General features: G+C 69.2%; 20 protein-coding genes and 1 pseudogene. 8 read left to right on the top strand and 13 right to left on the bottom strand.

Annotated features, from left to right (window positions below; all coding sequences use genetic code 11):
* Positions 1-99 precede the first annotated feature (99 nt).
* Positions 100-1,140, bottom strand: a complete 1,041-nt coding sequence (locus ACO073_RS13225; protein ID WP_421997913.1) for a FecR family protein — start codon at positions 1,138-1,140, stop codon at positions 100-102.
* Between the two features lie 63 nt (positions 1,141-1,203).
* Positions 1,204-1,740, bottom strand: a complete 537-nt coding sequence (locus ACO073_RS13220; RefSeq protein ID WP_421997912.1) for a sigma-70 family RNA polymerase sigma factor — start codon at positions 1,738-1,740, stop codon at positions 1,204-1,206.
* 134 nt (positions 1,741-1,874) lie between these two features.
* On the opposite strand from ACO073_RS13220, the gene ACO073_RS13215 reads away from it, so the two are divergent.
* On the top strand, positions 1,875-3,035 hold the full coding sequence (locus ACO073_RS13215) for an ATP phosphoribosyltransferase regulatory subunit (RefSeq protein WP_421997910.1): 1,161 nt from the start codon (positions 1,875-1,877) through the stop codon (positions 3,033-3,035).
* Between the two features lie 9 nt (positions 3,036-3,044).
* Here the strand turns inward: ACO073_RS13215 and ACO073_RS13210 are convergent, their stop codons facing one another.
* The gene (locus tag ACO073_RS13210) at positions 3,045-3,296 is read right to left on the bottom strand and encodes a hypothetical protein (protein WP_421997909.1); all 252 of its coding nucleotides are present in this window, start codon (positions 3,294-3,296) and stop codon (positions 3,045-3,047) included.
* 239 nt (positions 3,297-3,535) lie between these two features.
* On the opposite strand from ACO073_RS13210, the gene ACO073_RS13205 reads away from it, so the two are divergent.
* Both ACO073_RS13205 and ACO073_RS13200 read left to right on the top strand, forming a co-directional pair.
* Positions 3,536-4,828, top strand: coding sequence for an adenylosuccinate synthase (locus ACO073_RS13205; RefSeq protein WP_421997908.1), 1,293 nt, complete (start codon positions 3,536-3,538; stop codon positions 4,826-4,828).
* A 2-nt stretch (positions 4,829-4,830) separates the two neighbouring features.
* Positions 4,831-5,091 carry a hypothetical protein gene (locus ACO073_RS13200; protein ID WP_421997907.1) on the top strand — a complete coding sequence of 87 codons (261 nt, stop codon included), beginning with the start codon at positions 4,831-4,833 and terminating at the stop codon, positions 5,089-5,091.
* A gap of 221 nt (positions 5,092-5,312) precedes the next feature.
* Here the strand turns inward: ACO073_RS13200 and ACO073_RS13195 are convergent, their stop codons facing one another.
* Positions 5,313-6,917 carry an ABC transporter substrate-binding protein gene (locus ACO073_RS13195; RefSeq protein WP_421997906.1) on the bottom strand — a complete coding sequence of 535 codons (1,605 nt, stop codon included), beginning with the start codon at positions 6,915-6,917 and terminating at the stop codon, positions 5,313-5,315.
* 54 nt (positions 6,918-6,971) lie between these two features.
* Positions 6,972-7,829, bottom strand: a complete 858-nt coding sequence (locus ACO073_RS13190; RefSeq protein WP_421997904.1) for a phosphotransferase — start codon at positions 7,827-7,829, stop codon at positions 6,972-6,974.
* A 99-nt stretch (positions 7,830-7,928) separates the two neighbouring features.
* Between ACO073_RS13190 and ACO073_RS13185 the strand changes: the two genes are divergently transcribed.
* On the top strand, positions 7,929-9,602 hold the full coding sequence (locus tag ACO073_RS13185) for a thiamine pyrophosphate-binding protein (RefSeq protein WP_421997903.1): 1,674 nt from the start codon (positions 7,929-7,931) through the stop codon (positions 9,600-9,602).
* 6 nt (positions 9,603-9,608) lie between these two features.
* Here the strand turns inward: ACO073_RS13185 and ACO073_RS13180 are convergent, their stop codons facing one another.
* The 4 genes and pseudogenes from ACO073_RS13180 to ACO073_RS13165 form a co-directional block, all read right to left on the bottom strand.
* Complete coding sequence (locus ACO073_RS13180; protein WP_421997902.1) at positions 9,609-10,247, bottom strand: methyltransferase; 639 nt, start codon at positions 10,245-10,247, stop codon at positions 9,609-9,611.
* Between the two features lie 7 nt (positions 10,248-10,254).
* On the bottom strand, positions 10,255-10,695 hold the full coding sequence (locus tag ACO073_RS13175; RefSeq protein WP_421997901.1) for a hypothetical protein: 441 nt from the start codon (positions 10,693-10,695) through the stop codon (positions 10,255-10,257).
* A gap of 20 nt (positions 10,696-10,715) precedes the next feature.
* A complete protein-coding gene (locus ACO073_RS13170; protein ID WP_422002134.1) occupies positions 10,716-13,772 on the bottom strand; it encodes an ATP-binding protein in 3,057 nt (1,018 codons plus the stop codon).
* Between the two features lie 30 nt (positions 13,773-13,802).
* A pseudogene (locus ACO073_RS13165) lies at positions 13,803-13,928 on the bottom strand (double zinc ribbon domain-containing protein); the annotation flags it as partial.
* Between the two features lie 166 nt (positions 13,929-14,094).
* On the opposite strand from ACO073_RS13165, the gene ACO073_RS13160 reads away from it, so the two are divergent.
* Positions 14,095-16,173, top strand: coding sequence for a hydantoinase/oxoprolinase family protein (locus ACO073_RS13160; protein ID WP_421997900.1), 2,079 nt, complete (start codon positions 14,095-14,097; stop codon positions 16,171-16,173).
* A gap of 128 nt (positions 16,174-16,301) precedes the next feature.
* Entirely contained in the window at positions 16,302-18,026 is a 1,725-nt protein-coding gene (locus tag ACO073_RS13155) for a hydantoinase B/oxoprolinase family protein (RefSeq protein ID WP_421997899.1), read from the top strand.
* A gap of 16 nt (positions 18,027-18,042) precedes the next feature.
* On the opposite strand, the gene ACO073_RS13150 is transcribed toward ACO073_RS13155, so the two are convergent.
* The 3 genes from ACO073_RS13150 to ACO073_RS13140 form a co-directional block, all read right to left on the bottom strand.
* Positions 18,043-18,378 (bottom strand): hypothetical protein, encoded by a 336-nt coding sequence (locus ACO073_RS13150; RefSeq protein WP_421997898.1) that lies wholly within the window; start codon positions 18,376-18,378, stop codon positions 18,043-18,045.
* Between the two features lie 58 nt (positions 18,379-18,436).
* Positions 18,437-19,276 (bottom strand): amidohydrolase family protein, encoded by an 840-nt coding sequence (locus ACO073_RS13145; RefSeq protein WP_421997896.1) that lies wholly within the window; start codon positions 19,274-19,276, stop codon positions 18,437-18,439.
* 66 nt (positions 19,277-19,342) lie between these two features.
* Entirely contained in the window at positions 19,343-20,524 is a 1,182-nt protein-coding gene (locus tag ACO073_RS13140) for an acyl-CoA dehydrogenase family protein (RefSeq protein ID WP_421997895.1), read from the bottom strand.
* A gap of 108 nt (positions 20,525-20,632) precedes the next feature.
* Here ACO073_RS13140 and ACO073_RS13135 point away from each other — a divergent pair, with 108 nt between their 5' ends.
* Entirely contained in the window at positions 20,633-21,586 is a 954-nt protein-coding gene (locus ACO073_RS13135; RefSeq protein ID WP_421997894.1) for a TIGR03619 family F420-dependent LLM class oxidoreductase, read from the top strand.
* Between the two features lie 91 nt (positions 21,587-21,677).
* Complete coding sequence (locus ACO073_RS13130) at positions 21,678-22,598, top strand: hypothetical protein (RefSeq protein WP_421997892.1); 921 nt, start codon at positions 21,678-21,680, stop codon at positions 22,596-22,598.
* 39 nt (positions 22,599-22,637) lie between these two features.
* Here the strand turns inward: ACO073_RS13130 and ACO073_RS13125 are convergent, their stop codons facing one another.
* Entirely contained in the window at positions 22,638-23,681 is a 1,044-nt protein-coding gene (locus tag ACO073_RS13125) for an aspartate-semialdehyde dehydrogenase (RefSeq protein WP_421997891.1), read from the bottom strand.
* Between the last annotated feature and the right edge of the window lie 100 nt (positions 23,682-23,781).

Genomic DNA, 23,781 nt, shown 5'->3' with positions numbered 1-23,781 from the left:
GCGTTGTGGCCGAGCGCGCGTGCGACTGCGATGCGACGTCCGCCTCCGATCATCAGACGACGGCGCCGGAATCCATTTTCAATTTTTGTCTGACGACGATCAGTCGCCGGCGATGACGACGAGCCAGGGCGTCAGACGATGGAAGGATGCCCCTTGCGCACGCGCGACGGCGCGCAGCGCCTCGACCGGGTCCGACAGGTTGTAGATGCCGGTGAGCGGCTGGGCGGCCAGGGAGGCGCCGCGCAGCACGACCAGCCCGTCGAAGTACGGGCGCAGCGCAGCGACAACCTCGGCGACCGGCTGGCTCTTCACGACGAGATGGCCCTGCGTCCAGGCGGCGACCGCGTCCGCTGCCAGGCGGCCACGCTCGATCGGTCCCGAGCGCGGCACGCGCAGCCAGTCGCCCGCCTCCAGCCGCTCCGCCACGGACCTCGTGGTTCCGGCCGCCGTCACCTCGACGATGCCGTCGCGCACCGCAATGTCCGTGACGCTCGAATCGAGCCGGACGTCGAAGGCGGTGCCGATGTCGCGAACCTCGACCTCTTTGGCCGACACGACGAAGGGACGCGCATGATCCTCCGCGATCTCGAAGAAGGCCTGCCCCCGGACCAGCCGCACGCGCCGGGCGTTGCGGTCGTAGGCGACGTCGAGGGCGCTCTCCGGCCCGAGATGGACGCGCGTGCCGTCGACCAGATCGACGACGCTTCGCTCGGCGGTCGCCGTGACGAAATCCGAACCGAAGCGCGTCAGCAGCGGGGTGCCCACCACCAGAAGCAGGCAGGCCGCCGCCGCGAGCGCCGCGACGAGGAAGGCGCGGCGTGCGGCGAACGGGCCGCGCGCGACCGGGGCGGGCGCCGCCGGCACCGCGTGCACCGTCGCCGCCTGCGCGACCGACCGCGCCGCCCGGCGCTGCCGCAGGAATGCGCCCCATTCCTGCTCGTGCAAGGGGGGACCCGAGCGCACGAGTTCGGCGGTGCGCGAGATTTCCTCCCAGTCGCGAGCATGGACCGGGTCGGCCGCCAGCCACCGCTCGAAACGGCGCCGGAGCTCGTCACTGTCCCCGTCTTCCGCGAGGGCGACCAGCCAGGCGCTTGCCGTCGTTGGCCCGCCGTCGTTCGCCGGCTTGGATGTTTCCGCCATGCCTCTTTCCGTCACGTGACCGGAGGTCACGTCACTCCCTACACGATGGAGGCAGCCCGATTTTCAGTTTTTCCCGCGGCGGGAGACCGACGTCGACCCGCGCCGGACGAGCCTTTCCCGGCAGTGATCCAGTCCCTGCACGACCAGGGAATGCGCCAGCCCCACCGATAATCCGAGGAAGTCCGCGATCTCGTGCAGCGTGGCGCCGCCGAACCGATGCATTTCGAGCGCGATCCGAGTCCGTTCCGGCAGTTCGAGCATCGCCTCCCGCACCAGGCGGAGCTCCGATCGGGCCACGACCTCCGCCTCGGGCGAGGGCCGGTCCTCCGCCACCGCTGCCGCCACGAGGTCGGCGCCTTCGACGACGTGCCTTCCCTCCCTGGCGCGCCTTCGGCAACCGTCGAGCGCCAGGTTTCTTACGATGCGGTACAGGTAGCTCAGCGGCTCGTCGAAAAGATGCCGGCGGGCGGCGTCGTCGAAACGCATCCACGCCTCCTGGACGACGTCCTCGGCAAGAGACCGCGATTGCACGATGCTGGCCGCGTACTCGACGAGCGAGCGGCGATGCTCGACGAAAAGATCCGTGGTCTTCGATCGCACCGGAAGCGCCTTGATCCCCCAACGTCACCGGCCCTCGTCGGACCGGCCCGGCAACTCTAGAGATAACGCGACTTAGTCGCAATCCCATCCATTGTCATGACGCGAAAGGCACGAATCGGCTATCAACCAGCGCCATGAACGACAACGACCATCGCGGCCTGCTTCCCGCCGGCCTGGGCGACCTCCTGCCTCCGGACGCCGCCCGCGAAGCCCGGGCAATCGACGTGGCCATCGAGCGCTTCGCGGCGTTCGGCTACGAGCGGGTCAAGCCGCCCCTGGTCGAATTCGAGGAATCGCTGCTCGGCGGCCCGGGGGCCGCGCTGGCGCCCCAGACTTTCCGGCTCATGGACCCGGTCTCGCAGCGCATGATGGGCGTGCGCCCGGACATGACCGTGCAGGTGGCGCGCATCGCCGTGACCCGGCTGAAGCACGAGCCGCGGCCTCTGCGCCTCTCCTATGGCGGCAACGTCATCCGGGTCCGCGGCGGCGCCCTGAAGCCCGAACGCCAGTTCGCCCAGGTCGGCACCGAGCTGATCGGGGTCGATTCCGCCGAAGCCGACGCCGAGGCCGTCCTGCTCGCCGTCGATGCGCTCCGGGCGGTGGGCGTAGCCGCGCTCACCGTGGACCTGAACCTCCCCACCCTCGTCGCGGCCGTGGGGGCGGGCCTCAAGCTGCCGGCCGAGACGCTGCGGCGGCTGCGCCGTGCCCTCGATCGCAAGGACGAGGGCGACGTCGCCAAGGCCCTGGCCGGCAACACCAAGGCCGCCGACCTCTTCGTCGGCCTCCAGCGTGCGGCCGGCCCCGCCGAGGCAGGTATCGCGCGCCTGCTGGCACTGAAGCTGCCGGCTGCGGCGGCCGCGGAAGCCGCGCGGCTGGCCGAGGTCGTGAAACTGGTCCGGGCGGCCGACGAGGACCTGCCGGTGACGCTCGATCCCGTGGAATATCGCGGCCTCGAGTACCAGACCGGCGTGTCGTTCTCGGTCTTTGCCCTGACCGGGCGCCAGGAACTGGCGCGCGGGGGGCGCTACTCCGCGGGCTACCCGGAGGACGGGGTCAGCGAGCCGGCGACCGGGTTCACGCTCTACATGGACGCCGTGCTGGCCGCATCGCAGGCGGCCCCTGTCCGGCCGCGCCTTTTCATGCCGTCCGGAACGCCGTGGCGGGAGGCCGGGCCCTGGCAGGCCAAGGGCTATGCCGTGGTCCGGGGCGTAGCGCCCTGTGCGGATCCGCGGGCCGAGGCCCGCCGGATGCAGTGCGGCCACGCCCTGGTCGACGGCGAGGCCGTGCCGCTGTAGCGGCCCGGTTCAGTTGGGGCTTGTCGTATCGGCGGCGGCCAGCGCCCGGCCGTTGGGCAGGGTCAGGCCGGCCGTCCGCTCCTCGACCAGCAGCTCGATCATGCCGATCAGCAGGCTGAGCTCCTGGTCCTTCATGCTGGCGGCCTCGTCCTTCATGTCCTGAAGGCTGTGCCAGAGCTGGTAGAGGCTGGATACTTTCTGCTTCGCCGTCAGGCGCCGCTTCCGCGGCTTCTGCGGCCCGTCCCCCGCAATCTTGGCCATGCTACCCCCAAATTCGCGGCGCTATTGCCGCATTGGAAGTGGAGCCGAAAGCCGTATCCGCGTTCTGTGGCAAATCGCACAGAACGTCCCGAAGTTTCGTGATGGCCACAGGCTGCGCGGAAGTTTCCCTTCGCCCTCCTCCCTCTCCCGTGCTAACCACGCTCACGCCTCTCCGGGACCGCGCCGGGGAGGCGTTTTCGTGTGCGCGAACGGCCTGGAACGGGCATGGGACGAGGGCAATGGCCAACGTGGCAGTGATCGGCGCCCAGTGGGGCGACGAGGGCAAGGGCAAGATCGTGGACTGGCTGTCGGAGCGGGCCGAGGTGGTGGTGCGCTTCCAGGGCGGCCACAATGCCGGCCATACGCTGGTCATCGGCAACCAGACCTACAAGCTCGCGCTGCTGCCGTCGGGCGTGGTGCGCGCCGGCAAGCTTTCGATCATCGGCAACGGCGTGGTGATCGATCCCTGGCATTTCCTCGAGGAGGTGAGCCGGGTCTCGGGCCAGGGCGTGTCGGTGACGCCGCAGACCCTCAAGATCGCCAACCATGCCGTGCTGATCCTGCCGCTCCACCGCGACCTGGACGGCTGGCGGGAGGATGCGCCGGACATCATCCGGATCGGCACGACGCGGCGCGGCATCGGCCCGGCCTACGAGGACAAGGTCGGCCGCCGCGCGATCCGCGTCGGCGACCTCGGCGAGCCCGACATCCTGCCGCGCAAGGTGAACACCCTGCTCGCCCATCACAATCCGCTGCGCGCCGGGCTCGGCAAGCCGCCGGTCGATGCCGCGAAGCTCACCGCCGACCTGCTGGCGCTGGCGCCCAAGCTGCAGCCCTTCGCCGAGGATGTGTGGGAGCGGCTGGACGGGCTGCGCGCCGCCGGCAAGCGCATCCTCTTCGAGGGCGCGCAGGCGACCATGCTCGACATCGATCATGGCACCTACCCCTTCGTCACCTCGTCGAACACGGTGGCGGCCCAGGCGATGATCGGCAGCGGCATGGGCAACGGCTCGGTCGGCTACGTGCTGGGCATCGCCAAGGCCTACACGACGCGCGTCGGCGACGGCCCCTTCCCGACCGAGCTCAAGGACGAGATCGGCCAGCTGCTGGGCGACCGCGGCATGGAGTTCGGAACCAACACCGGCCGGCGCCGCCGCTGCGGCTGGTTCGACGCGGTGATGGTGCGCCAGGCCGTGAAGCTGAACGGCATCGACGGGATCGCGCTCACCAAGCTCGACGTGCTCGACGGGCTGAAGGAGATCAAGGTCTGCGTCGGCTACGAGCTGGACGGCACACGCATCGAGCGCTTCCCCTTCACCATGGGCGCGCAGGCCAAGCTCAAGCCCCTGTGGGAGACCTTCGAGGGCTGGGGCGAGAGCACGCGCGGCGCGCGCTCGTTCGCCGAACTGCCGGCGACGTGCATCAAGTACGTGCGTCGAGTCGAGGAGCTGGTCGGCTGCCCGGTGGCCCTGCTCAGCACCAGCCCGGAGCGCGAGGATACGATCATGATGACGGATCCGTTCCGCGACTGACCTTGGATTACCTCAAGGAACTGCTCGCGCGCGCCGACCTGGGAAGCTGGGAATCCTGGAGCACGCAGTATCGCGTGCTGGCGGTGATCGTCGGCCTTTTGGCCGCCTATGTCGTCGTCCGGCTGGTGGTGCCGACGGTGCTGCGCCTGCTTCGCCCCGCGCTCTTCCTCGTCGCCGTGCTGATCGCCGTGAGGCTTCTCTACCCGGCGCAGGTCTGCTCCGTCGAGCTGGTGGCCAACCTGCCGTACCTCTGCGCCCGCTGAGAATTCGCGCGCAGGGCTACGGCGCGATGACCTGAGATCCATCGCCATCTTGCCGGGGGCGCGCCACTCCCGTGGCGCGTCATTGGAGCGCGGACCTCCAGGTCCGCATCATGACCGTGAGCGGACCTGGAGGTCCGCGCTCCGATAGCTTCACGACCTCGGAGTGGCGCGCGCAGCAATGAGCCGGCCCAATGTCCATCAAGCCTCGGCGGCCGGCCGGGCTACTGCAGATCGACCAGGGTGAGGTCGACGAACCAGGATTGAGGCGATACGAACCCCTTGACCTTCTTGCTGAAGGCGCGCGGGTTGAGGTCGTGGACGATGTAGAGCCACGGCGGGTTGTCGACCAGCCGCTCGTGGGCGATCGCGAAGTTCTTCTGGATCGTCGCCTCGTCGGTCGCTTCCGACAGGGTCTTCAGCGCCTCCTCGAACTTGTCGTCCTTCCACTGCTCCCAGTTCGAGCCCTTGGGCGAGAAGTTGGCGGCGGCGAAGTAGCGGTACATCATGCCAACGTCGCTCGACGGCGAGCTGACGTTGATCGCCATGGCGCCCTTGAGCGAGGGATCGTCGGGCACGGCCCGGCTGGCGTTCAGCAGGACCTGCCATTCGACCGCCTCGACCTGCACCTCCACGCCGCAGGCCTGCTTGAGGTTCTCCTGCAGCGCCTCGTTCATCGGCAGCGGCAGCATCTGCCCCGAGCCGGAGGTCGAGACCATGACCTTGAAGCTGAGCGGCTTCTTGTCGGAGTAGCCGGCCTCGGCCAGCAGCTTCTTGCCCTTGGCGGGATCGAACGTGTAGCGGTTCTCGGGCTTGCCGAACGCGGGGTCGTCGGCCTTCAGCCAGCCGACCGAGGGTTCGGCCGTGCCGTTCAGCAGCGTCACGATGGCATTGCGGTCGACACAGTAGTTCAGCCCCTGGCGCACGCGCACGTCGGCGAGCGGGCTGTCCTTGGCGGCCATGTTGTAGAACCACGGCCAGATGTGCGGATAGGTGCCGGTGGAGATCACGAAGCCGGCCTGCTTCAGCGACGGGATGCCGTCGGGCGGCGGCACCTCGATCCAGTCGACGCGGCCCGAGCGCAGGGCGGCGAGCCGGGTGTTGGCCTCGGGAATGGGCAGCAGGACGACCTGGTCGACCTTGGGCTTCCGGGCCGGATCCCAGTAGCCATCGTTGCGCGACAGGGTCACGGACTGGCGCGGCACGACGCCCGTGATCTTGAACGGGCCGGTGCCGGCCGCCGGCAGCATTGCCACCTTGGCCCAATCATGGCCGCCCTTCTCCCACGATGCCGGCGAAGCCAGAAGCATGTAGGGCACCATCCACGGGAAGTAGGACGCAACGATCGTGGTGGTGAGCGCGACGGTGCTGTCGTCGACCTTCTTCCAGGAGGCGAGGATCGGCACGCGCGAGCGCATGATGCCGGTGGCCTGGGGCTCGAACTGCGGGCTCTCCTTGTTGAAGATCCGCTCGAGATTCCAGGTCACGGCATCGGCGTTGAAATCCGTGCCGTCGTGGAACTTCACGCCCTTGCGCAGGTGGAAGAGCCAGGTCTTCTTGTCGTCCGGCGCCTGCTCCCACTTCTCCGCCAGGCCCGGCCGCAGCGTCGCCAGCCGGTCGGTCCGCGTCAGGTCGAACAGGACCAGGCCCTCGAAGATGGGGAAGCCCAGGAAGCGCATGCCCTCGAAGCCGTTGTTGGGCATGCCGGTCGTGGTCGGGATGTCCGACGCCGTCATGGCGATGCGCAGCACCTTGTCCTGCGCCAGGGTGGACGATAGCGGCGCGAGGGACGCCCCCAGCAACAACGCCGCGAATACAAGACGCTTCATGACGCGAACTCCCGAACTGCGGGAGAGCATGCAAGGAGCGGGCCGCCTCACACGCTATGAGGGAGATCGCAGCGCCGGCATCGCCATCAGGGTCTCGAAGCGCGCCAGGTAAATTGCGGCGTGCGCCTTGTAGTCGACGCCGGGCGTGCGGAGATGGACGTCCGACACCATCGCCCACAGCGCCTCGCGCAGCGCGCTCGCCGCCTTCATGGCGGCGAAGGCACGCCGCAGCCCGTCATCCACGCTGCCCTTGAAATAGGCATGCAGCAGGGCCTCGTCCTCGGCCGGCCCGTAGCCACCGTTCGACGCCAAGTTGGCGAGGTCGAACATGGCCGTGCCGAAGCCGCCATACTCCCAGTCGATGAGCCAGAGCCGGTTGCCGTCGTCCATGACGTTGCCGGGCAACAGGTCGTGATGGCCGAACACGATGGGCATCGGCACCTGCAGCTGCTCCAGCCGGTCAGCCAGCGCCAGGTAGGCGCGATCGGCGTCGATCCGGGAGACGTAATCGCGGATCACGTGGAACACCCAGAAGATGTTGGCCGGCCCGCGGACGTGGCGCCCGACCCGGGCATGGCACTCCCCGAGCAGCGCCGCCAGCCGCTCCACGTCGGCGCGCAGGTCCTCCTCCGCGAAGGTGCGGCCGGCGATGAAACGCAGCACGGTGATGTCGCCCTCGACATGGAGCAGTTCCGGCGACAGGCCCGCCTCGTAGGCCGCGCGCGACGCGGCCCGCTCACGGTCGCGGAAGACATGGTGGACGGGAATGTCCTCGCCGCAGCGGGCCACGAACCTCTCGTCGCGGCAGGTCACGACGAAGGAGACGTTGGTCAGCCCGCCCTCCAGCGGCGCGATCTCCACGGGCGCCTGCCAGAACGGCAGTCGCGCCACCCTGGCGGCAAGGTCGGTCATGCTTCCTTTCGCATTGCGGCGGACCGGGGAGGCGGATCGGCCGGCATCATTTCACGCACCGGCGGGCCACGCTACCGTACGGTGTCCAAGGAGGAAACCATGCCCGACGCCCCCGTTCCCAACACGATCACCGGCCGCGATGCCTTCCTGCGCGTCCTGAGCGACGAAGGGGTCAGCAAGATGTTCGGCAATCCCGGGACCACCGAGCTGCCGATCATGCACGCGCTCTCCTCGGCGCCGGAGATGGGCTACGTGCTGGCGTTGCAGGAAGCCGTGGTCATCGCCATGGCCGACGGCTATGCGCGGGCGTCCGGCAAGCTGGTCTCGTGCAACGTCCATGTCGCGCCGGGCCTCGGCAACGCGATCGGCTCGATCTACACCTCGCTGATGTCGGGCACGCCGATGATCGTGACCGCGGGCCAGCAGGAACAGGGCCACGGCCTCACCGAGCCCCTGCTCTACGCGCCGCTGGTCCCGATCGCCCAGCCGGTCGTCAAGTGGGCGACCGAGGTCAACCGCATCGAGGACCTGCCGCGCATCCTGCGCCGCGCCGCCAAGGTCGCGACCACGGCGCCGACCGGCCCGGTCTTCATCTCGCTGCCCGGCGACATCCTGAACAACGAGGCCGCGGTCGACATGGGCGCCGCAACCCGTGTCGACACCGCCGTGCGCCCGTCGGATGCGGCGCTCGAAAGCCTCGCCCGGCGCCTCCTGTCCGCCCGCCAGCCCGTCATCCTGGCCGGCCACGAGATCGCCACCTCCGACGCCTTCGCCGAGGCCGCCGCGCTGGCCGAGGTGCTCGGCGCGCCGGTGCTGCAGCAGACCGTGGCGTGGGGTGCCCACTTCCCCTCGGAGCATCCGGCCTATCTCGGCGCGCTGAACCGCGACCAGAAGAACGTGCGGCGCATCCTCTCCGACTACGACCTGATGTTCTGCGTCGGCGCCGACGTGCTGAAGATGTCGGTGTGGAGCGAGACCGAGCCGCTGCCCGAGACGACGTCCGTCGCCATGGTCGGGCTGCGCGACTGGGAGATGGGCAAGAACTTCCCGGCCGAGATCGCGCTGCGCGCCGACGTGAAGGAGACGCTGAAGGCGCTGGTGCCGCTGCTCACCAGGCTGGGCGGCAGCGCCCTCGCCGACAGGGCCAAGGCGTCACTGGCGGAGATCGCGACCCGCAACTGGAGCGCCCAACGCGCGCAGAGGAAGGTCAAGTTGGCCGCGCCGGACGCCGGCAAGCCGTTGCCGGCCGAATGGGCGATGATGCGGCTCTGCGAGAAGATGCCCGAGGATGCGATCCTGGTCGAGGAAGGCCTCACCAGCACGACGACCCTGTTCCACTACTTCCCCTTCCGCGATCGCAACAGCTTCTTCGGCAACGTGAGCGGCGGCATCGGCTGGGGCATCGCCGCGGCGGTCGGCGTGCAGGTAGCCGAGCCCAAGCGGCGCGTGGTGGCGGTGATCGGCGACGGCAGCGCCATGTACTCGATCACCGCGCTGTGGACCGCCGCCAACCAGAAGCTGCCGGTGATCTTCGTGATCGCCAACAACCAGGGCTATCAGATCCTCAAGAACCGCCTGAAGCTGTTCCACGGCAACGACAAGCCGATCGGCATGGACTTCAACGATCCGCCGATGGACATCGCCGGCATCGCCCGCGGCTTCGGCCTGGCGGCCGAGCGCGTCGACTCGGCAGCGGGCTTCGACGCCGCCCTCGACCAGGCGCTCGCCCGGACGGACGGGCCGACCCTGATCGAGGTGATGATCAGGAGTTGAAGGCGGCTATGCGGGGCGCGCGAGGATGGTGAACTCGCGCATCCCGTAACCCTCGACGAGCTCGACGTCGCAGCGCAGCGTCTCGCGGCAGAACGAGGTCCAGCGCGCCGGGTCGGTGCGATAGAGGCCCGGCGGACTCCCGTCGGGCTTCTCGGCCAGGAAGTTCACGGCGAAGCCCAGCCGGCTCGATGCCCGCATGCGCTCCAGCGTATCGGCGGCGAAGGCCTCCCAGAGTTCCCGCGGCTGGTCGAGCATCACGTTCATGATGCCGCTGGCGACGGCATAGTCGGCGGTCCGCGGAATGTCGCAGCCAACGACGAAGCGCCGTCGGTCCGCCGCGCGATGACGGCGCCGCGCGCGCCTGATCATTGCCGGCGACAGATCAACGCCCAGGTAGTCCATGTCTGCCCGCGGATGATGGCGCAAGATGAAGCCGATCAGGGCGCCATAGCCGCATCCGATGTCGTTCAGCGAGAACGGCCGCGCAAAGTCGCAGACTTTCAGGAGCTGGATGAAGCGAAGCTCCTGGGTTGGAGCGCACGTCCAGTCGACGCCGCGCGGCGTCGCTCCGTGGAAGGCGATCTTGGCGCCGTAGTAGGCCTCGATCCCGGCATGCACCGGCGCCAGGGCGGCCGGCGCGACCATCGCTTCGTCAGCCGCTGGATTGCTTGATCGGAATGGACATCACCACATGCTCCGCCAGCGAAAAGTACGGGCCCTGTCCACCCGAAACGAGGACCCGCTTGTCGTCAGCGATGAGGTGATGCTTGTAGAACATCGGCAGCGGATTGTCGGATTCCAGGTTTTCCTGGAACGCCTTCACAAGCCGGTCGTGGCCATCAAGCGCATCGATATCCGACGGGTAGCCTCTCAGGGTCACCTCGGTCCACTTCTTCCAGCGCGTCCGCTCCGGCGGATCGGAAGCCCTGATTCCCAACACCAGCCAGCTGTCGTACAGGCTGTGCTCCTTCGAGAAGACCTTGAACTTCTTCTGCAGTGCGGCCGCCTCGGCGATCGCATCGCCGGCCTCGAAGCGAGCATTGATCTGCGCGATCACGTCCCGCGTGGCGCTGTCGCTGACCAGTCCACCCATGATGCCCCCTGTCTCGCAGTTTATCCCGTCTGGCCCTCCAGGGCCCGCTGGGTCACGCGCAATCTCACGTCGCCCCGCAGCATCTCCAGTCGCCTCGCCAGCAGCGAAGCGCCGGTCACCCGGACCAGATCCTCGGCCCGCGCAAGATACTGCTCGACTTCAAGATTTACAACCGATGCGTTACTGACGGCACTGCCCGCGGCGTAGATCATGCTTGCGAGGCATTCGGCGAGGCGATGGTGGCGGCGGTGCGCCATCTCCAGAGCGTCACGCGCGGTCGCCGCGGCCTCGGCGTGCAGTCCGCTGCCATATTGAGCGTAGCTGAGCTCGGCCAGCAGGTACGACTGGTGCTCGCGTCCCGCGTTCGCGGCGGCCGCCAGGTCCAGGCACGCCTGCAGGTCGCGCGCCGCTTCGGCGCAATCGTCGAACGACGTCTTGGCACGCGCCGACGCGAACAACGCGTTGACGCGCAGATACGGGATCTCCGACTGGTCGGCATAGGCGCGAATCCGGTCGGCGTGGCGCCGGGCAGCGACCGGATCCCGACGATGACAGGCCAGTTCCACCGACGCCAGGTGGGCGATGTACTGCACGACCGGGGCTTCCCGGTGCGTGCCCTCGGCGCGAAATGCGTCCTCGAGCAGGATATCCGCCTCGTCGAAGCGACCGAGCCACACCAGGACCTGGGCTTTCAGGCAGTTGATCCAGTGCTCGACGTCGAAGGAGGTATGAGGCGGCGCGTCGAGGCCGACGATGCCGTTGATGCCGAGCCGCCGGCGGACGGCCAGGGTCTCGAGTGCCGTATTGCAGGCGGCTTCCGCCTTCTCCAGGAATCCGCTCATCCAGTGAGCCTGCGCGAGGCACGCCTGGATGGTGGCGATGCGCCCGAGGTCGGTCGCCGGCATCGCCAGCGCTTCCTCCATCAAGGCCGCGTACTCGTCCGCAGACCCCGTCGACGCCTTGAAGCGGCCGTACTGCATCAGGACTTCCGGCCCGGCCTCGTCATCGGCGAACTCGCGCGCGTAGCGCAGCGCCTCCTCCGTGTACGGTTCGGCCTCGTCCGCTGTCATGCCGACCCGCCAGCCGAACGTCAGGACCGCGGCACTCGCGACCGCGCGCATCACCTCGACATTTCGGGAGGCAACCTGCGAGCCGAGAAGCCGGCGGGTCTTCCTCGACTGGCGGAAGGCTTCCGACGTGTTGGTTCGGCCGACCCATGCCGCCGACCGAACGAGGTGGCGCGCGGCCGCAATGGACTGGCCGGCGGCCTCATAGTGATGCGACAGCAGCGCGGCGAACTCGTCCTGCAGCCCCCACTCGCTGTGCGCGATGGCGTGCGCCACGGCAGCATGCAGGGCCGCCTTTCGCGACCGAAGCTGCATGGCGTAGGTCACTTCCTGGATCAGGGGATGCCGAAAGACGAAGCCGGGTCCATTGGCCGTCGAACAGGCCTTGATCAGCCCCAGCGCGGACAGCCGGCCGAACAGCTCGCCGGCCTGCTGACGGGACAGGCCGGCGACCGCGCAGGCCAGGGCCGCCGGATACTCCTTGCCGATCACGGCGCCGATCTGGAGCAGGGTCTTCTCCTGCTCGGGGAGCATGTCGACGCTGGCGCCGATGGCGGCCTCGATCGTCGGCGGCAGGATCGGCTCGTCGGAATCCTTCGATCCCAGCCGGTAGTGATGGCTTTCGCCGACCAGGACACCGCTGCGGACGAGGGCCCGCACGAGTTCCTCCGCGAAGAATGGATTGCCGTCACTTTGGCGGGCGATCCGCAGCACGGTCTTCCTCAGCGCCGGCTCGTCGCCGACGAGATCCTCCACCAGGGTCTCGATGTCGGACCCTTCCAGCTCCACGAGCGCCAGCTGACGAAAGTGCGGCAGGTCGCGCCAGGGACATTCCCAGGCCGGACGGTAGTTGAGCAGCACCAGGAAGTTGGTGCCGGCGGCCGCTTCGACGATGGTCTTCAGGAAGTCCTGGCTGGGTTCGTCCAGCCAATGAAGATCCTCGAAGATGACGACCGAGAGCGGCCTGCCCTCGGCCTTGACCATCCGGGCGACGAGCTGGCGCAGCCTCGCATGGCGTGCCGTCGGATCGACGCTTTGATCCCGAATCTCCGGCAGCGGAACGCCCAGGAAATCCGCCAGGAACGGCGCGTCGGCGACGAAGGACGGGTCGAGCGACAGCAGGCTGTCCTCGATCTGCCGGCGCGCGACGACGGGATCCATGCCGGTCGTGATTCGAAAGAAGGCGCGCATCAGCTCCAGAATGGGAAGCAGCGGCGTCGCCTTGCCGAAGATATGCGCCCGTGCCTCGTAGACATCGACGTGACGCTGGCGGCACCATTCCGCGAACTCGAAGCAGAGGCGGCTCTTGCCGATGCCGGGCGGCGCCACGATGCCGATCACGCTTCCGGCGCCCCGCTCCGCGTCGAGCAGCGCCCGCTTCAGCATGTCGAGCTCGCTCTCCCGCCCGCGGATCGGCGCGAGGTTCGAATCGCTGAACCGGTCGGCGGCACTTCCTGTCTTCAACCCGATGAGACGAAACACCTCGACGGGCGCGGGTATGCCCTTGAGGAGACGCCAGCCGGCCGTCAGTGTGTCGCAGTAGGCGCCGACCAGCTCGCGGCACGTGGCGCTCATGAGGATGCCGCCCGGTTCCGCCGCCTGCTCGAGCCGGCTGGCGATGTGCAGGGTGATGCCCTGCGCCTCCAGTTCGCGAGGGTCGGCACCGGCCACGACCTCGCCGGAGTGCAGGCCGACGCGGATGCGCACCGGGACCGGCTCGGGCTGTGACGCCATCGCCGACTGCATGGCGAGAGCCGCCTGGCAGGCCAGCAGCGCGTGCCCCTCGAGCGCGCGCGGCGCGCCGAAGATCGCCTTCAGCCCGTCGCCCGTCTTTCCCATGACGGTTCCGTCGAAGCGGCGAACCGCTTCGATCATGCTCGCGATCAGGGGCTGGAGCCGGTCAGCCGCCTGCTCGGCGTCGAGGCCGGCAATAAGCTCGGTCGAGCCGACGATATCGGCAAACAGCACCGTCGCCTGCTTGCGCTCGCCATGGAGCTCGGCGAGTGGCATCGACGATTCGCGCGGCGCCCCGCACCAGCCACAGAATCGGGCCGCGGGCGACAAGGCCCGTCCGCACTGGGTACAGGCCGAATCGAGCGCACCGCCGCAATTTGTACAGAACCTGTTGCCCGGCGCATTGTCCGCCGCGCAGTTGGCACATCTCATGGCCGGCCTGCCGCTTCTTCCCTGCCTTGATAGCAATCCGGCCGACATCCTGCCAGTGAGGACGGCGCCAGAGCCGCGCCCAAGGGTTGTGCAAACTGGTCACTCGGGATGCAGACCGCGGGGCTCGCCCCCGGTCGCCGCGGCCGCTAAGCTCCGGCCTTCCCGCATGAACGCGTCCCCCTTTTCTCTCGTCGCCCCCTGGCGCATCGGCGTCGATGTCGGCGGCACCTTCACCGACATGGTGCTGCGCGATGCTGCCGGCGCCGTCCGCATCTTCAAGTCGCCGTCGGTCCCGGCCGATCCCAGCGAGGGGGTGCTGGGCGTCCTGCGGCTGGCCGCCCATGAGCTCGACCTGCCGCTCACCGCGCTGCTGCGCGACTGCGGCCTGTTCGTTCACGGCTCGACTGTCGCCACCAACACGATCCTCGAGAAGAAGGGCGCCCGGGTCGGCCTGCTGACCACCGAGGGCTTCCGCGATTCGCTCGAGATCCGGCGCGGCATCCGCGAGAACCAGTGGGACCACCGCTCGCCCTTCCCCGAGGTCCTGGCCCCGCGCTACCTTCGCCTGCCGGTCCGCGGCCGCATCGGCCCCGACGGCGCCGAGCTCGCGCCGCTGGCCGCCGAGGATGTCGAGGCGGCGGCCCGGGTCTTCACGGCGGAAGGCGTCGAATCGGTCGCGGTCTGCCTGTTCAATTCCTTCCTCGACGGCAGGCACGAGCGCCTGGCCGGCGAGCGATTGGCCACGGCGTGGAAAGGCGACTGGGTCTCGCTCAGCAGCGAGGTCATGCCGACCATGGGTGAGTACGAGCGCAGCTCGACCGCCGTGGTGAGCGCCTACGTGGCGCCCAAGGTCAGCAGCTACCTGCGCGCCCTCGACCGGCAGCTTCGCCAGCTCGGCCTGCCCCGCCCCGTCCTCCTGCTCCAGAGCAACGGCGGCGCCGTCTCGGTCGACCAGGTCGCCAGCCGGCCGGTGATGCTGGTTTTGTCCGGCCCCGCCGCCGGCGTCGGCGCGCTGCGCGGCTGCAGCGCGGCGGGCGAGCCCGCCAACTTCATCTCCATGGAGATCGGCGGCACGAGCTGCGACGTCATGGTGATGGCGAACGGCGACGTGCCGGTCGCCGACCAGCTCACCATTGACGGCTATCACCTCACGACGCCGTCGGTGGAGATCCACACGGTGGGCGCCGGTGGCGGCACCGTCGCCTGGGTCGACGATGCCGGGCTGCTGCATGCCGGCCCGCAGGGCGCCGGAGCGCGCCCCGGTCCCGCCGCCTACGGGCTGGGCGGCGAGAATCCCACCGTGACCGATGCCCAGCTCGTGCTCGGCCGCCTGCGCCCGGGGCCGCTGGCGGGCGGCGTGACGCTCGACGGCGCACTGGCGCGCCGGGCGATCGAGACCCGCCTCGCCCGGCCGCTCGGCCTGTCGGTGGAGGATGCGGCCGCGGGCGTCATCCGCCTGCTCGAGCAGAACCTCCTGCATGCGGTCGAGCGGCTCAGCATCGAGCGCGGCCACAATCCTGCGACCTTTACCCTGGTCGCGGCCGGCGGCGCCGGGCCCATGCATGGCGCGGCGGTCGCCCGCGCGCTGGGCTGCCGGCGCGCGCTGCTGCCGCGGGCGGCCGGCGCGTTCTGCGCCATGGGCATGCTGCAGTCCGACGTGCGCCAGGACTATCTCCAGGTCTTCCTCGCCGATCTCGACGCGGTCGACCGTGCCGGCCTCGACGCCGCCTTCGCCCAGCTCGAGGCGCGGGCGCGCGAGGCGCTCGGCCGCGAGGGCTTCGGCGACGGCACGGCCGTCCTCTCGCGCGAGGTCGACCTGCGCTACGAGGGCCAGCAGTGGCCGGTACGGGTCGCGCTCGGCAAGGGTTTCGACGCGGCGGCGGCGCGCGCGGCCTTCGAGGCCGAGCATCAGCGCCTGTTCGGGCACATCCAGCCGGGCGGCCGCATCGACATCACGGCGCTGCGCGTGGTCGGCCGCGGCCTGCTCGACTGGACGCCGCCCGCCGCGCGGACGCCCCAGGCCGCACCGCCGAAGCCGCGCGAACGCCGCCGGGTGTGGATCGACCCGGCGCATGGCTGGCAGGAGGTTCCGGTCTACGACGGCGCCGACCTGCGGCCGGGCTGCACGCTCGACGGACCGCTGCTGATCGAGGAACGCACCACCACCGCCTTCGTCGGACCGCGCGACCGTCTCGAGGTCGACGCACGCGACGACTTTCTGGTTCACATCGGAGCGACCGCATGATGGGCCGGGCACGCGACGTCAGGTCGACTCATCGCTGGGGGCGCGCCACTCCAGTGGCGCTCGTTCCTGACGCTGAAACACTGCCCGAGCGGCACTGGAGTGCCGCGCCCCCAGCCGTGAGCTGACCCATGACCCCTGAACTCGATCCCGTCACGCTGGCCCTGGTGCAGAACCGGCTCGACCACATCTCGCACCAGATGGGCTGGGTGATGACGCGCACCGCCCGCTCGCCGATCTTCAGCCAGAGCCACGACTTCTCCTGCTTCCTGGCGGATGCCGGCGGCACGCTGATCAGCCAGGCCGACGGCATCCCGATCCACACCGGCGGCGGCGGCTTCGCGGTGCGGGCGATCCTGCGCGACTTCGCGGACGAGATCGAGCCGGAGGACGTGTTCCTGCTGAACGATCCCTACACGGCCGGCGGCAACCACCTGCCGGACTGGGTGATCGCTCGGCCGGTGTTCGTCGGCGGCCGGCTGGTCGCCTTCGCCTGCAACCGCGCCCACCAGGCCGACATCGGCGGCGGCGTCGCCGGCACCTACAACGCGGCCGCGACCGAGATCTTCCACGAAGGCATCCGCTTGCCGGTGCTCAAGCTGATCGAGCGCGGCCGCACGCGCCGGGACCTGTGGCGGCTGCTGATGATCAACACCCGTCTCCCCGAGGCCCAGGACGGCGACCTGCGCGCAATGATCGGTTCGACCCGGATCGGCGCCGAGCGCCTCGCGGCGCTGGTCGAGGAACTGGGCATCGAGCAGGCCGCCGGCCTGTTCGAGGGCGTGCTGGCCCATGCCGACCGCCGCTTCCGCGCCTGCCTCGACCGGCTGGCGCGCGGCGTTTGGCGCGCCGAGGAGCCGGTCGACAACGACTGCTTTCAGCCGATCGACGGCCGCATCGCCGTCACCCTGACGGTCGAAGCCGGCCGCCTCGTCGTCGATTTCGCCGGCACCTCGCCCCAGGTGCGCGGCTTCAAGAACAGCTCGATCGCGAACTCGACCTCGGCTGTGTTCATGGCGCTGTCGTCGTTCTTCGAGCCCGACCTGCCCAAGAACGAAGGCACGTTCCGCAGCGTCGAGATCCGCCTGCCCGAGGGCACGCTGGTCAACGCCCTGCCGCCCGCGCCCATGACGATGAACACCGTGTTCGTCGCCCACGAGATCATCCATGCCATGTGGAAGGCGCTGGGCCAGGCGCTTCCCGAGCGCGGCTCGGCGGGATGGTCGAAGGCGGTGCACGCGGTGACGGCAGGCCTGCGCGACGATGGCGGCCGCTACGTCATGTACCAGTGGGCCGGCGCGCCGGCCGGCGGCGCCGTCGAGGGCCGCGACGGCTTTCACCTCATCGGCCATCTCATCACCCTGGGTGGCCTCACGCTCCCCAACCTCGAGACCTACGAGCAGCTCTATCCCGTCCGATTCCATCGCCAGGAGCTGCGCTGCGACACCGCCGGGGCCGGCCGCTTCCGCGGCGGCGCCGGTTGCGACTACGAGGTCGAGATGTTCACGACGGCAGACTATGCCTTCCGCGGCGAAGGCGTGGGCGCGCCCTCGAGCTACGGGGTCGCCGGCGGCGCGGCGGGCGCCGGCGGCAGCGTCGATCTCACGCTGGCCGACGGCCGCCATGTCGAGGCCCCCAAGTATGGCATCCAGCGCCACGGGCCCGCGACCTACCGCGCACGCTCGCCCGGCGGCGGCGGCTTCGGCGATCCGAAGACGCGCGATCCCGAGCGGGTGCTGCGCGACGTGCGCGACGGCATCGTGAGCGCGGCAGCGGCGGAGAGGGTCTACGGCGTGGCGCTCGCCGCCGACGGTCGCAGCATCGACGCCAGACGCACCGCGGCGCTGCGCGGATAGGCCGGCGACCCGGCGCCTACGGCTTCGGCGTCACCCAGTTGGCGCTCTCGCCGCCCAGTTCGGCCTTGCCGCTCTTCTTGTCCATTGCGCAAAGCGCCTTCTCTTCCTTGCCGGACTTCAGGGTGCCGGACACGAGGGCGAGCCCGTAGGTCTCGGTGCCGAAAGCATCGACATGGGCGGTCGCCGTCTTGAAGTCGCCGGCCATCGCCCGTTCGATGCAGGCCTTGGCGACCTTCTTCTGGAAGGCCTCCCATTCGTCGCCCGAACTGGCGCCGGCCGGGCCGACCGCACAGCCGGCGACCAGGAGCGCCGCCAGCAGGCCGCGGGCGCAGAAAACTCGCCGGTTGCTCATGGCCTTCCCTTTCGTTGGTTGAGGGAAGGCAACGGGCACCGACGCGGCGGGTTGCGCCTCAGCGGCCCGGCGCCCAGCCGTAGATCTTCGTCAGCGTGCCGCCCATGAGGGCTGACCGTTCGTTGTCTGTGAGCCGATCGCTGGTCGTGAACGCATCGACGCCTTCCTTGTAGGTCAGGAACGCCACCGCCCGCGTCCAGTCGGTGCCCCACATGCAGCGCTCGAAGCCGAACGCGTCGAAGATGCGGCGCAGCGGGTCCCAGATGTCGGGGTACGGGAATGGCTGCTTCGCGAGCGTGCCGGCGCCGCTGATCTTGACCACGACGTTGGGATACTGCGCGAGCGCCAGCAGCTTCGGCAGGTCGGCCCACGGCTCGGCGGGCTTGGGCGGCTCGAAGGGCTGCTGGAGCCCGATGTGATCGACGACGATGCGCGTGTCGGGGTTGCGCGCGGCCAGCGGACCGACCTGCGCGATGCGGCCCCAGCTCAGCACGTTCACCGGCAGCGCGTGGCGCGCCGCCTCGGCCAGCACGCGGTTGACGCCGGGATCGTCCGGCGCGACGGGCGCCGCCGCCATCATGAGGCGGATGCCGACCGTTCCCGGCGTCCTCTTCCAGTCGGCGATGGTCTCGCCGACGCCCGGGTCAGTCGGATCGACCGGCTTCACCACCGCGAAGCGCGTCGGATGCTTCGCCCGCACCTCGAGCGCGTAGCTCGCATCGTAGCGGTACTGCGTGTAGGGCGAGACCAGGATGGCGCCGGCGACGCCGACCTCGTCCATCGCCGTCACCATCTGGTCGCCGGTGACCTCGGGCGGTCCGTGCAGCACGGCATGCCACGGCCGGCCGGGATAGTTGCGCTCGTAGACATGGACCTGGACGTCGATGGTGGGCGGCATGGCTTCCTCTCCACGAGTTACGACAAGTCTGTCATCGCGAGCGCAGCGACCCTCCTGCAACTGCCCTCAGATGAACTGCACCACGTTGTCCGCGCCGATCAGGTGCCGGCCGACCATCTCGGCCATCGGCCACATGCCCTGCAGGTGCTGGCTGGCGCTCATGGCGTCGCGGAAGCGGCGCTCGAAGGGCGCCTTCTCGGAGATCGCCATGGTGCCCGCGCCGCGATAGCAGGCGATCGATACGTCGGTCGCCTCGTTCATGCCCCAGGTGGTGGCAAGGCGCAGCCGCATGCGCAGATCGACGTCGAGCGTGCCCTTGGCCGAGGCGTCGTAGACCTCACGCACCGCCTCGTGCAGGAAGGCGCGCACCGCCGAGAGCCGCGCCTCCAGCACCGCCATCTCGCGCTGGATGGCATGGTTGTTGATCATCGCCATGGGCGATGAGCGGCTGTGCCGCCCCTTGGCCACGGTGACGTAGGTGTCGAGCATGCGGCGCGCGATGCCGATGGTGACGCTGCAGAAGCCCATGGCGTAGAGAAGCGTCGAGCCGATCGGATAGATCGGCCCCTTCTCGCGCCGCTCGTCGGGGATGTCGCGCGCCGGCGCGTGGCTGTCGGGAATGAACAGGTCCTCGACCGTATAGCTGTCGCTGCCGGTGCCGCGCAGGCCGAGCACATGCCAGTCGTCGACGATCTTCGCCTGGCTGCGCAGGAAGACGAAACTGCGGTCGTCGGGCCGGCCGTAGCGCATGTGCGGCGTGCCGTCCGGGTTCTGCACGGCACTGTGCGCGCCCAGCCACTTGGTGTGGCGCCCGCCGCTCGCGAAGCTCCAGGTGCCGGTCAGGCGATAGCCGCCCTCGACGCGGATCGCCTGGCTCTTGTCGTGCTTCGCACCCCAGGCGAGGCCGGCCGTCGGCCCTTCGAAGGTGGCGGCCGCTGCCTCGTAGGGCATGGAGGCGGCCGAGGTCGCCATCGACACGTTCGACTGGTTGACGAACCAACCCGTGCTCGCATCGGCCCAGGCCACGGCCTCGCAGGCCTTGCAGTAGTCGATGAGATCGACCTCCTGCCCGCCCATGCTCTTGGGCAGCAGCATGCGCAAGAGGTCCTGCCCGACCAGCGCGTCCACCATCTCGGGCGTGAGCTCGCGCCGCCTGTCAGCCTCCGGACCATGCTTGTCCAGGACCGCCTGCACGGCGCGCGCGCGCTCCGGAGCGCTGGCAAGGACTGGCGGAACGCGGTTTTGCATGAGCGGCTTCCTCGGTTTTCGTTCGGTTGACTATAGGGTGCCCGGTCGCGACTGTTCAAAACTCGCCTGCGGTCCGTTCCGACAGGCGTGCTGTCGGGGGGACGGCGCATGCAAATCGGTTTCAACCTGCCCAATTCCGGCCCGCTCTCCGGAGTCGCCGACATGACGCGCCTCGCCACCGAAGGCGAAGCCATGGGCTTCGACTACCTGACGCTGACCGACCATGTCGTGCTGCCCAATACCAAGGTGCCGGGCTACCCCTATTCCGAATCCGGCCAGTTCTACGAGGAAGCGCCGCTCGAGCGGCACGAGCAGATCGTCGGCATGACCTGGATCGCCGCCAGGACCTCGCGCATCCGGCTGGTCGCCGCGGTGCTGGTGGTGCCGCACCGGCCGGCCGTGTTGGCCGCCAAGATGCTGGCGACGCTCGACGTGCTGTCGGGCGGTCGGCTGGTGGTCGGCATCGGCGCGGGCTGGCTCAAGACCGAGTTCGATGCCGTGGTGACCACGCCGTTCGAGGAACGCGGCGCGGTGACCGACGAGTATGTCGACGCGTTCCGCGTGCTGTGGAACGAGGCGGAGCCGAGCTTCCATGGCCGCTACACGGACTTCGAGGGTATCGCCTTCGAGCCCAAGCCGGTTCAGAAGCCGCTGCCCATCTGGGTCGGCGGCGAGGGCGGCCCGTCGGTGCGTCGCGCTGCGCGCGTGGGCGATGCCTGGTACCCGATCGGCTCGAACAACAAGCATCTCCTCGACACGCTGCCCCGCCTGCACGCCGGCATCGGCCGCTTGCGCAAGGCTGTGGCCGAGGCCGGGCGCGCGCCCGGCGCGGTCGGCGTGGCCTTCCGCGTGAAGCGCTACGGCGCGTCGGTGCCGCCCCAGGCCACGGACGGCGAGCGGCGGCTGTTCTCGGGCAGCGAGGCCGACCTCGTCGCCGACTTCCGGGCGCTGCGCGACGCCGGCGTGACGGCAATCGACATCGACTTCGGCGGCCGTCCCGACGTCGACGCCACGCTGGCCGAGATGAAGCGGTTCAGGGCCGCGGTGATCGAGAAGGTATAGGTGTCACGGGAATTGCACTCGTCCGCGCCGCATCATACGGTTGTAGAGATGACAAACTACAACCCACTACCGGGCGCTCGGGGAGCGATTCTTGAACATTCTGAAGCGAATTGCCGCACTGAGCTTCGCGGTCATCGGCGTCGTCGCCGTTGTCACCGTCGTCGTTCTACTAACCTCTCGTGAGGCCGATATACGGCTGGCGTCGGCGCTGGGCTTTGACGCAGCGGCCAAGCGGATCAAGGACGCTTCACCAGAGTCCAGGCCGCCTCATTTGGAAGAATCGGGCAGACCCGAATGGACAGATCACTACTCGATCGTCCGTCGGATCCTCGAATGCACCGGGACGGAGTCGATCTCCAAGGTCGAGTTTCTGCCGCTCTTCGTCGGCGAGATGTATACGGAGAACCCTCGTCTATGGAACCGCGACAAGAAGACCGAGACCATGCCCAACGGGCAGCGTGCGCCCACGACCCACGAGCGAGGGTACATGGAACTCAGCAGGGTCCTGGCCAATCAGCGAACGTTGCTGAGCGACAGGGCCAAGTCTGCGTACAACGTCTGGCAGGTCGCGGCACTGGTCACGATCGGCCTCGGTTTGATGACCACCGTGTTGGTTAGCCTGAGTACGACGGAGTTCGGGCAAGGCCCGGGCGTGACGCAACGAACCATTCGGGTTCTGGCTGTGATTTTCCCTGCGCTCGGAACGGCGGCTGCTGCCGTTGTCGCCTTCTATGGCCCGCAAGCGGAATGGACTCAATCGTCGCGAACGTTAGCGAGCCTTTCCCAGCTCCACGCTCAGCTTGCCCTCGATCTATGGAAGCTTGAGTGCAAAGCGGACGCCGCAGGCGAAATCAAGCCGCCGCTCAAAGTCCTGCCGAAGACCCCACTCCTCGAAGAGGCGTCCAAACGATATCTGGAAATCCAGACCGTCGCGAACGCGTCGCAAGGCAACTCGCAGAACGAACCAGCGCAGCCGAAAAAGCCAGATCCAGCCAGCAAGCCGGGAGGGTAGACCCGACGAAAGAGCCGCGGCGCCAGCGGCTGCGTTGAGTTATTCCGCCGCCATCGGCTTGGCCGAGAGCTTGGCCAGCTCCTCGGCGATCTGCACGGCGTTCCACGCCGCGCCCTTCAGCAGCTGGTCGCCCGCCACCCAGAGCATGAGCCCGTTGGGGTTGGACAGGTCGCGGCGGATGCGGCCGACATGGACGTCGAGGTCGCCGCTCGCCTCCAGCGGCATCGGGAAGTGGTTTGACGCGGCGTCGTCGACCAGCTTGACGCCCGGCGCGTTGGCCAGAATCGCGCGCGCCTCCTCGGGCGACAGCGGCCTGTCGAGCTCGAGCGTGATCGACTCGGAATGCGCGCGCAGCACGGGGACGCGGATGCAGGTCGGCGCGATCGGCAGGTCGGGCATGCCGAACATCTTGCGCGTCTCCTCGACGACCTTGTTCTCTTCCTCGTTGTAGCCGTTCTCGGCCACCTTGGTGTTGTGCGAGAAGACGTTGAAGGCGATCTGGTGCGGGAACACCGCGCGCTTGATGTCCTTGCCGGCGGCGAAGTCGCGCGCCTGGTCCTCGAGCTCCTGCATCGCCGCGGCGCCGGCTCCCGACGCCGACTGGTAGGTCGACACGATGATGCGCCGGACACCGGCGGCCTTGTGGATCGGCCACACGGCGACCGACAGGATGGCCGCGGTGCAGTTGGGGTTGGCGACGACGCCCTTGTGGCGCTGGAGATCGCCGGGGTTCACCTCGGGGACGACCAGCGGCGTGTCGGGATCGATGCGGAAGGCCGAGGAGTTGTCGACCACGACGCAGCCCGCCGCCCGGGCGGCCGGCACGAACTCGCGGCTACGCGTGGCGCCGGCGCTGAAGAAGGCGATGTCGACGCCCTTGAACGCGCCGGCCGTCAGCTCCTCGACCCTGTGCGGTTTGCCCTGGAACTCGAGCGTCTTGCCGGCCGAGCGCGCGGAGGCGAGCAGCTTCAGGGAGGCGACCGGGAAGTTCCGCCGCTCGAGGACGCGGAGAATCTCCACGCCGACCGCGCCGGTGGCGCCGACGATTGCGATGCTCTTCGGGGCGATGTTCTGGGGCTTCATGGTGGCGCGGAAACTACCTGCTGGGGGCGCGCCACTCCAGTGGCGCGATCATCCCTTCGAGCAACAAAATGACGCGCCAGCGGAGTGGCGCGCCCCCCCC

It is taken from the genome of Reyranella sp. (assembly GCF_965229815.1).
In the GTDB taxonomy this organism is placed as follows: domain Bacteria; phylum Pseudomonadota; class Alphaproteobacteria; order Reyranellales; family Reyranellaceae; genus Reyranella.
Note: the sequence above shows the minus strand (reverse complement) of the source record. Positions and strands in the feature narration are given on the sequence as shown.

What these genes read in the sequence shown, in the direction of transcription:
- ACO073_RS13225 (WP_421997913.1), bottom strand. Translation starts at nt 1,140, where the DNA reads ATGGCGGAAACATCCAAGCCGGCGAACGACGGCGGGCCAACGACGGCA.
- ACO073_RS13215 (WP_421997910.1), top strand. Translation starts at nt 1,875, where the DNA reads ATGAACGACAACGACCATCGCGGCCTGCTTCCCGCCGGCCTGGGCGAC.
- ACO073_RS13210 (WP_421997909.1), bottom strand. Translation starts at nt 3,296, where the DNA reads ATGGCCAAGATTGCGGGGGACGGGCCGCAGAAGCCGCGGAAGCGGCGC.
- ACO073_RS13205 (WP_421997908.1), top strand. Translation starts at nt 3,536, where the DNA reads ATGGCCAACGTGGCAGTGATCGGCGCCCAGTGGGGCGACGAGGGCAAG.
- ACO073_RS13195 (WP_421997906.1), bottom strand. Translation starts at nt 6,917, where the DNA reads ATGAAGCGTCTTGTATTCGCGGCGTTGTTGCTGGGGGCGTCCCTCGCG.
- ACO073_RS13190 (WP_421997904.1), bottom strand. Translation starts at nt 7,829, where the DNA reads ATGACCGACCTTGCCGCCAGGGTGGCGCGACTGCCGTTCTGGCAGGCG.
- ACO073_RS13185 (WP_421997903.1), top strand. Translation starts at nt 7,929, where the DNA reads ATGCCCGACGCCCCCGTTCCCAACACGATCACCGGCCGCGATGCCTTC.
- ACO073_RS13180 (WP_421997902.1), bottom strand. Translation starts at nt 10,247, where the DNA reads ATGGTCGCGCCGGCCGCCCTGGCGCCGGTGCATGCCGGGATCGAGGCC.
- ACO073_RS13175 (WP_421997901.1), bottom strand. Translation starts at nt 10,695, where the DNA reads ATGGGTGGACTGGTCAGCGACAGCGCCACGCGGGACGTGATCGCGCAG.
- ACO073_RS13170 (WP_422002134.1), bottom strand. Translation starts at nt 13,772, where the DNA reads ATGCCACTCGCCGAGCTCCATGGCGAGCGCAAGCAGGCGACGGTGCTG.
- ACO073_RS13160 (WP_421997900.1), top strand. Translation starts at nt 14,095, where the DNA reads ATGAACGCGTCCCCCTTTTCTCTCGTCGCCCCCTGGCGCATCGGCGTC.
- ACO073_RS13155 (WP_421997899.1), top strand. Translation starts at nt 16,302, where the DNA reads ATGACCCCTGAACTCGATCCCGTCACGCTGGCCCTGGTGCAGAACCGG.
- ACO073_RS13150 (WP_421997898.1), bottom strand. Translation starts at nt 18,378, where the DNA reads ATGAGCAACCGGCGAGTTTTCTGCGCCCGCGGCCTGCTGGCGGCGCTC.
- ACO073_RS13145 (WP_421997896.1), bottom strand. Translation starts at nt 19,276, where the DNA reads ATGCCGCCCACCATCGACGTCCAGGTCCATGTCTACGAGCGCAACTAT.
- ACO073_RS13140 (WP_421997895.1), bottom strand. Translation starts at nt 20,524, where the DNA reads ATGCAAAACCGCGTTCCGCCAGTCCTTGCCAGCGCTCCGGAGCGCGCG.
- ACO073_RS13135 (WP_421997894.1), top strand. Translation starts at nt 20,633, where the DNA reads ATGCAAATCGGTTTCAACCTGCCCAATTCCGGCCCGCTCTCCGGAGTC.
- ACO073_RS13125 (WP_421997891.1), bottom strand. Translation starts at nt 23,681, where the DNA reads ATGAAGCCCCAGAACATCGCCCCGAAGAGCATCGCAATCGTCGGCGCC.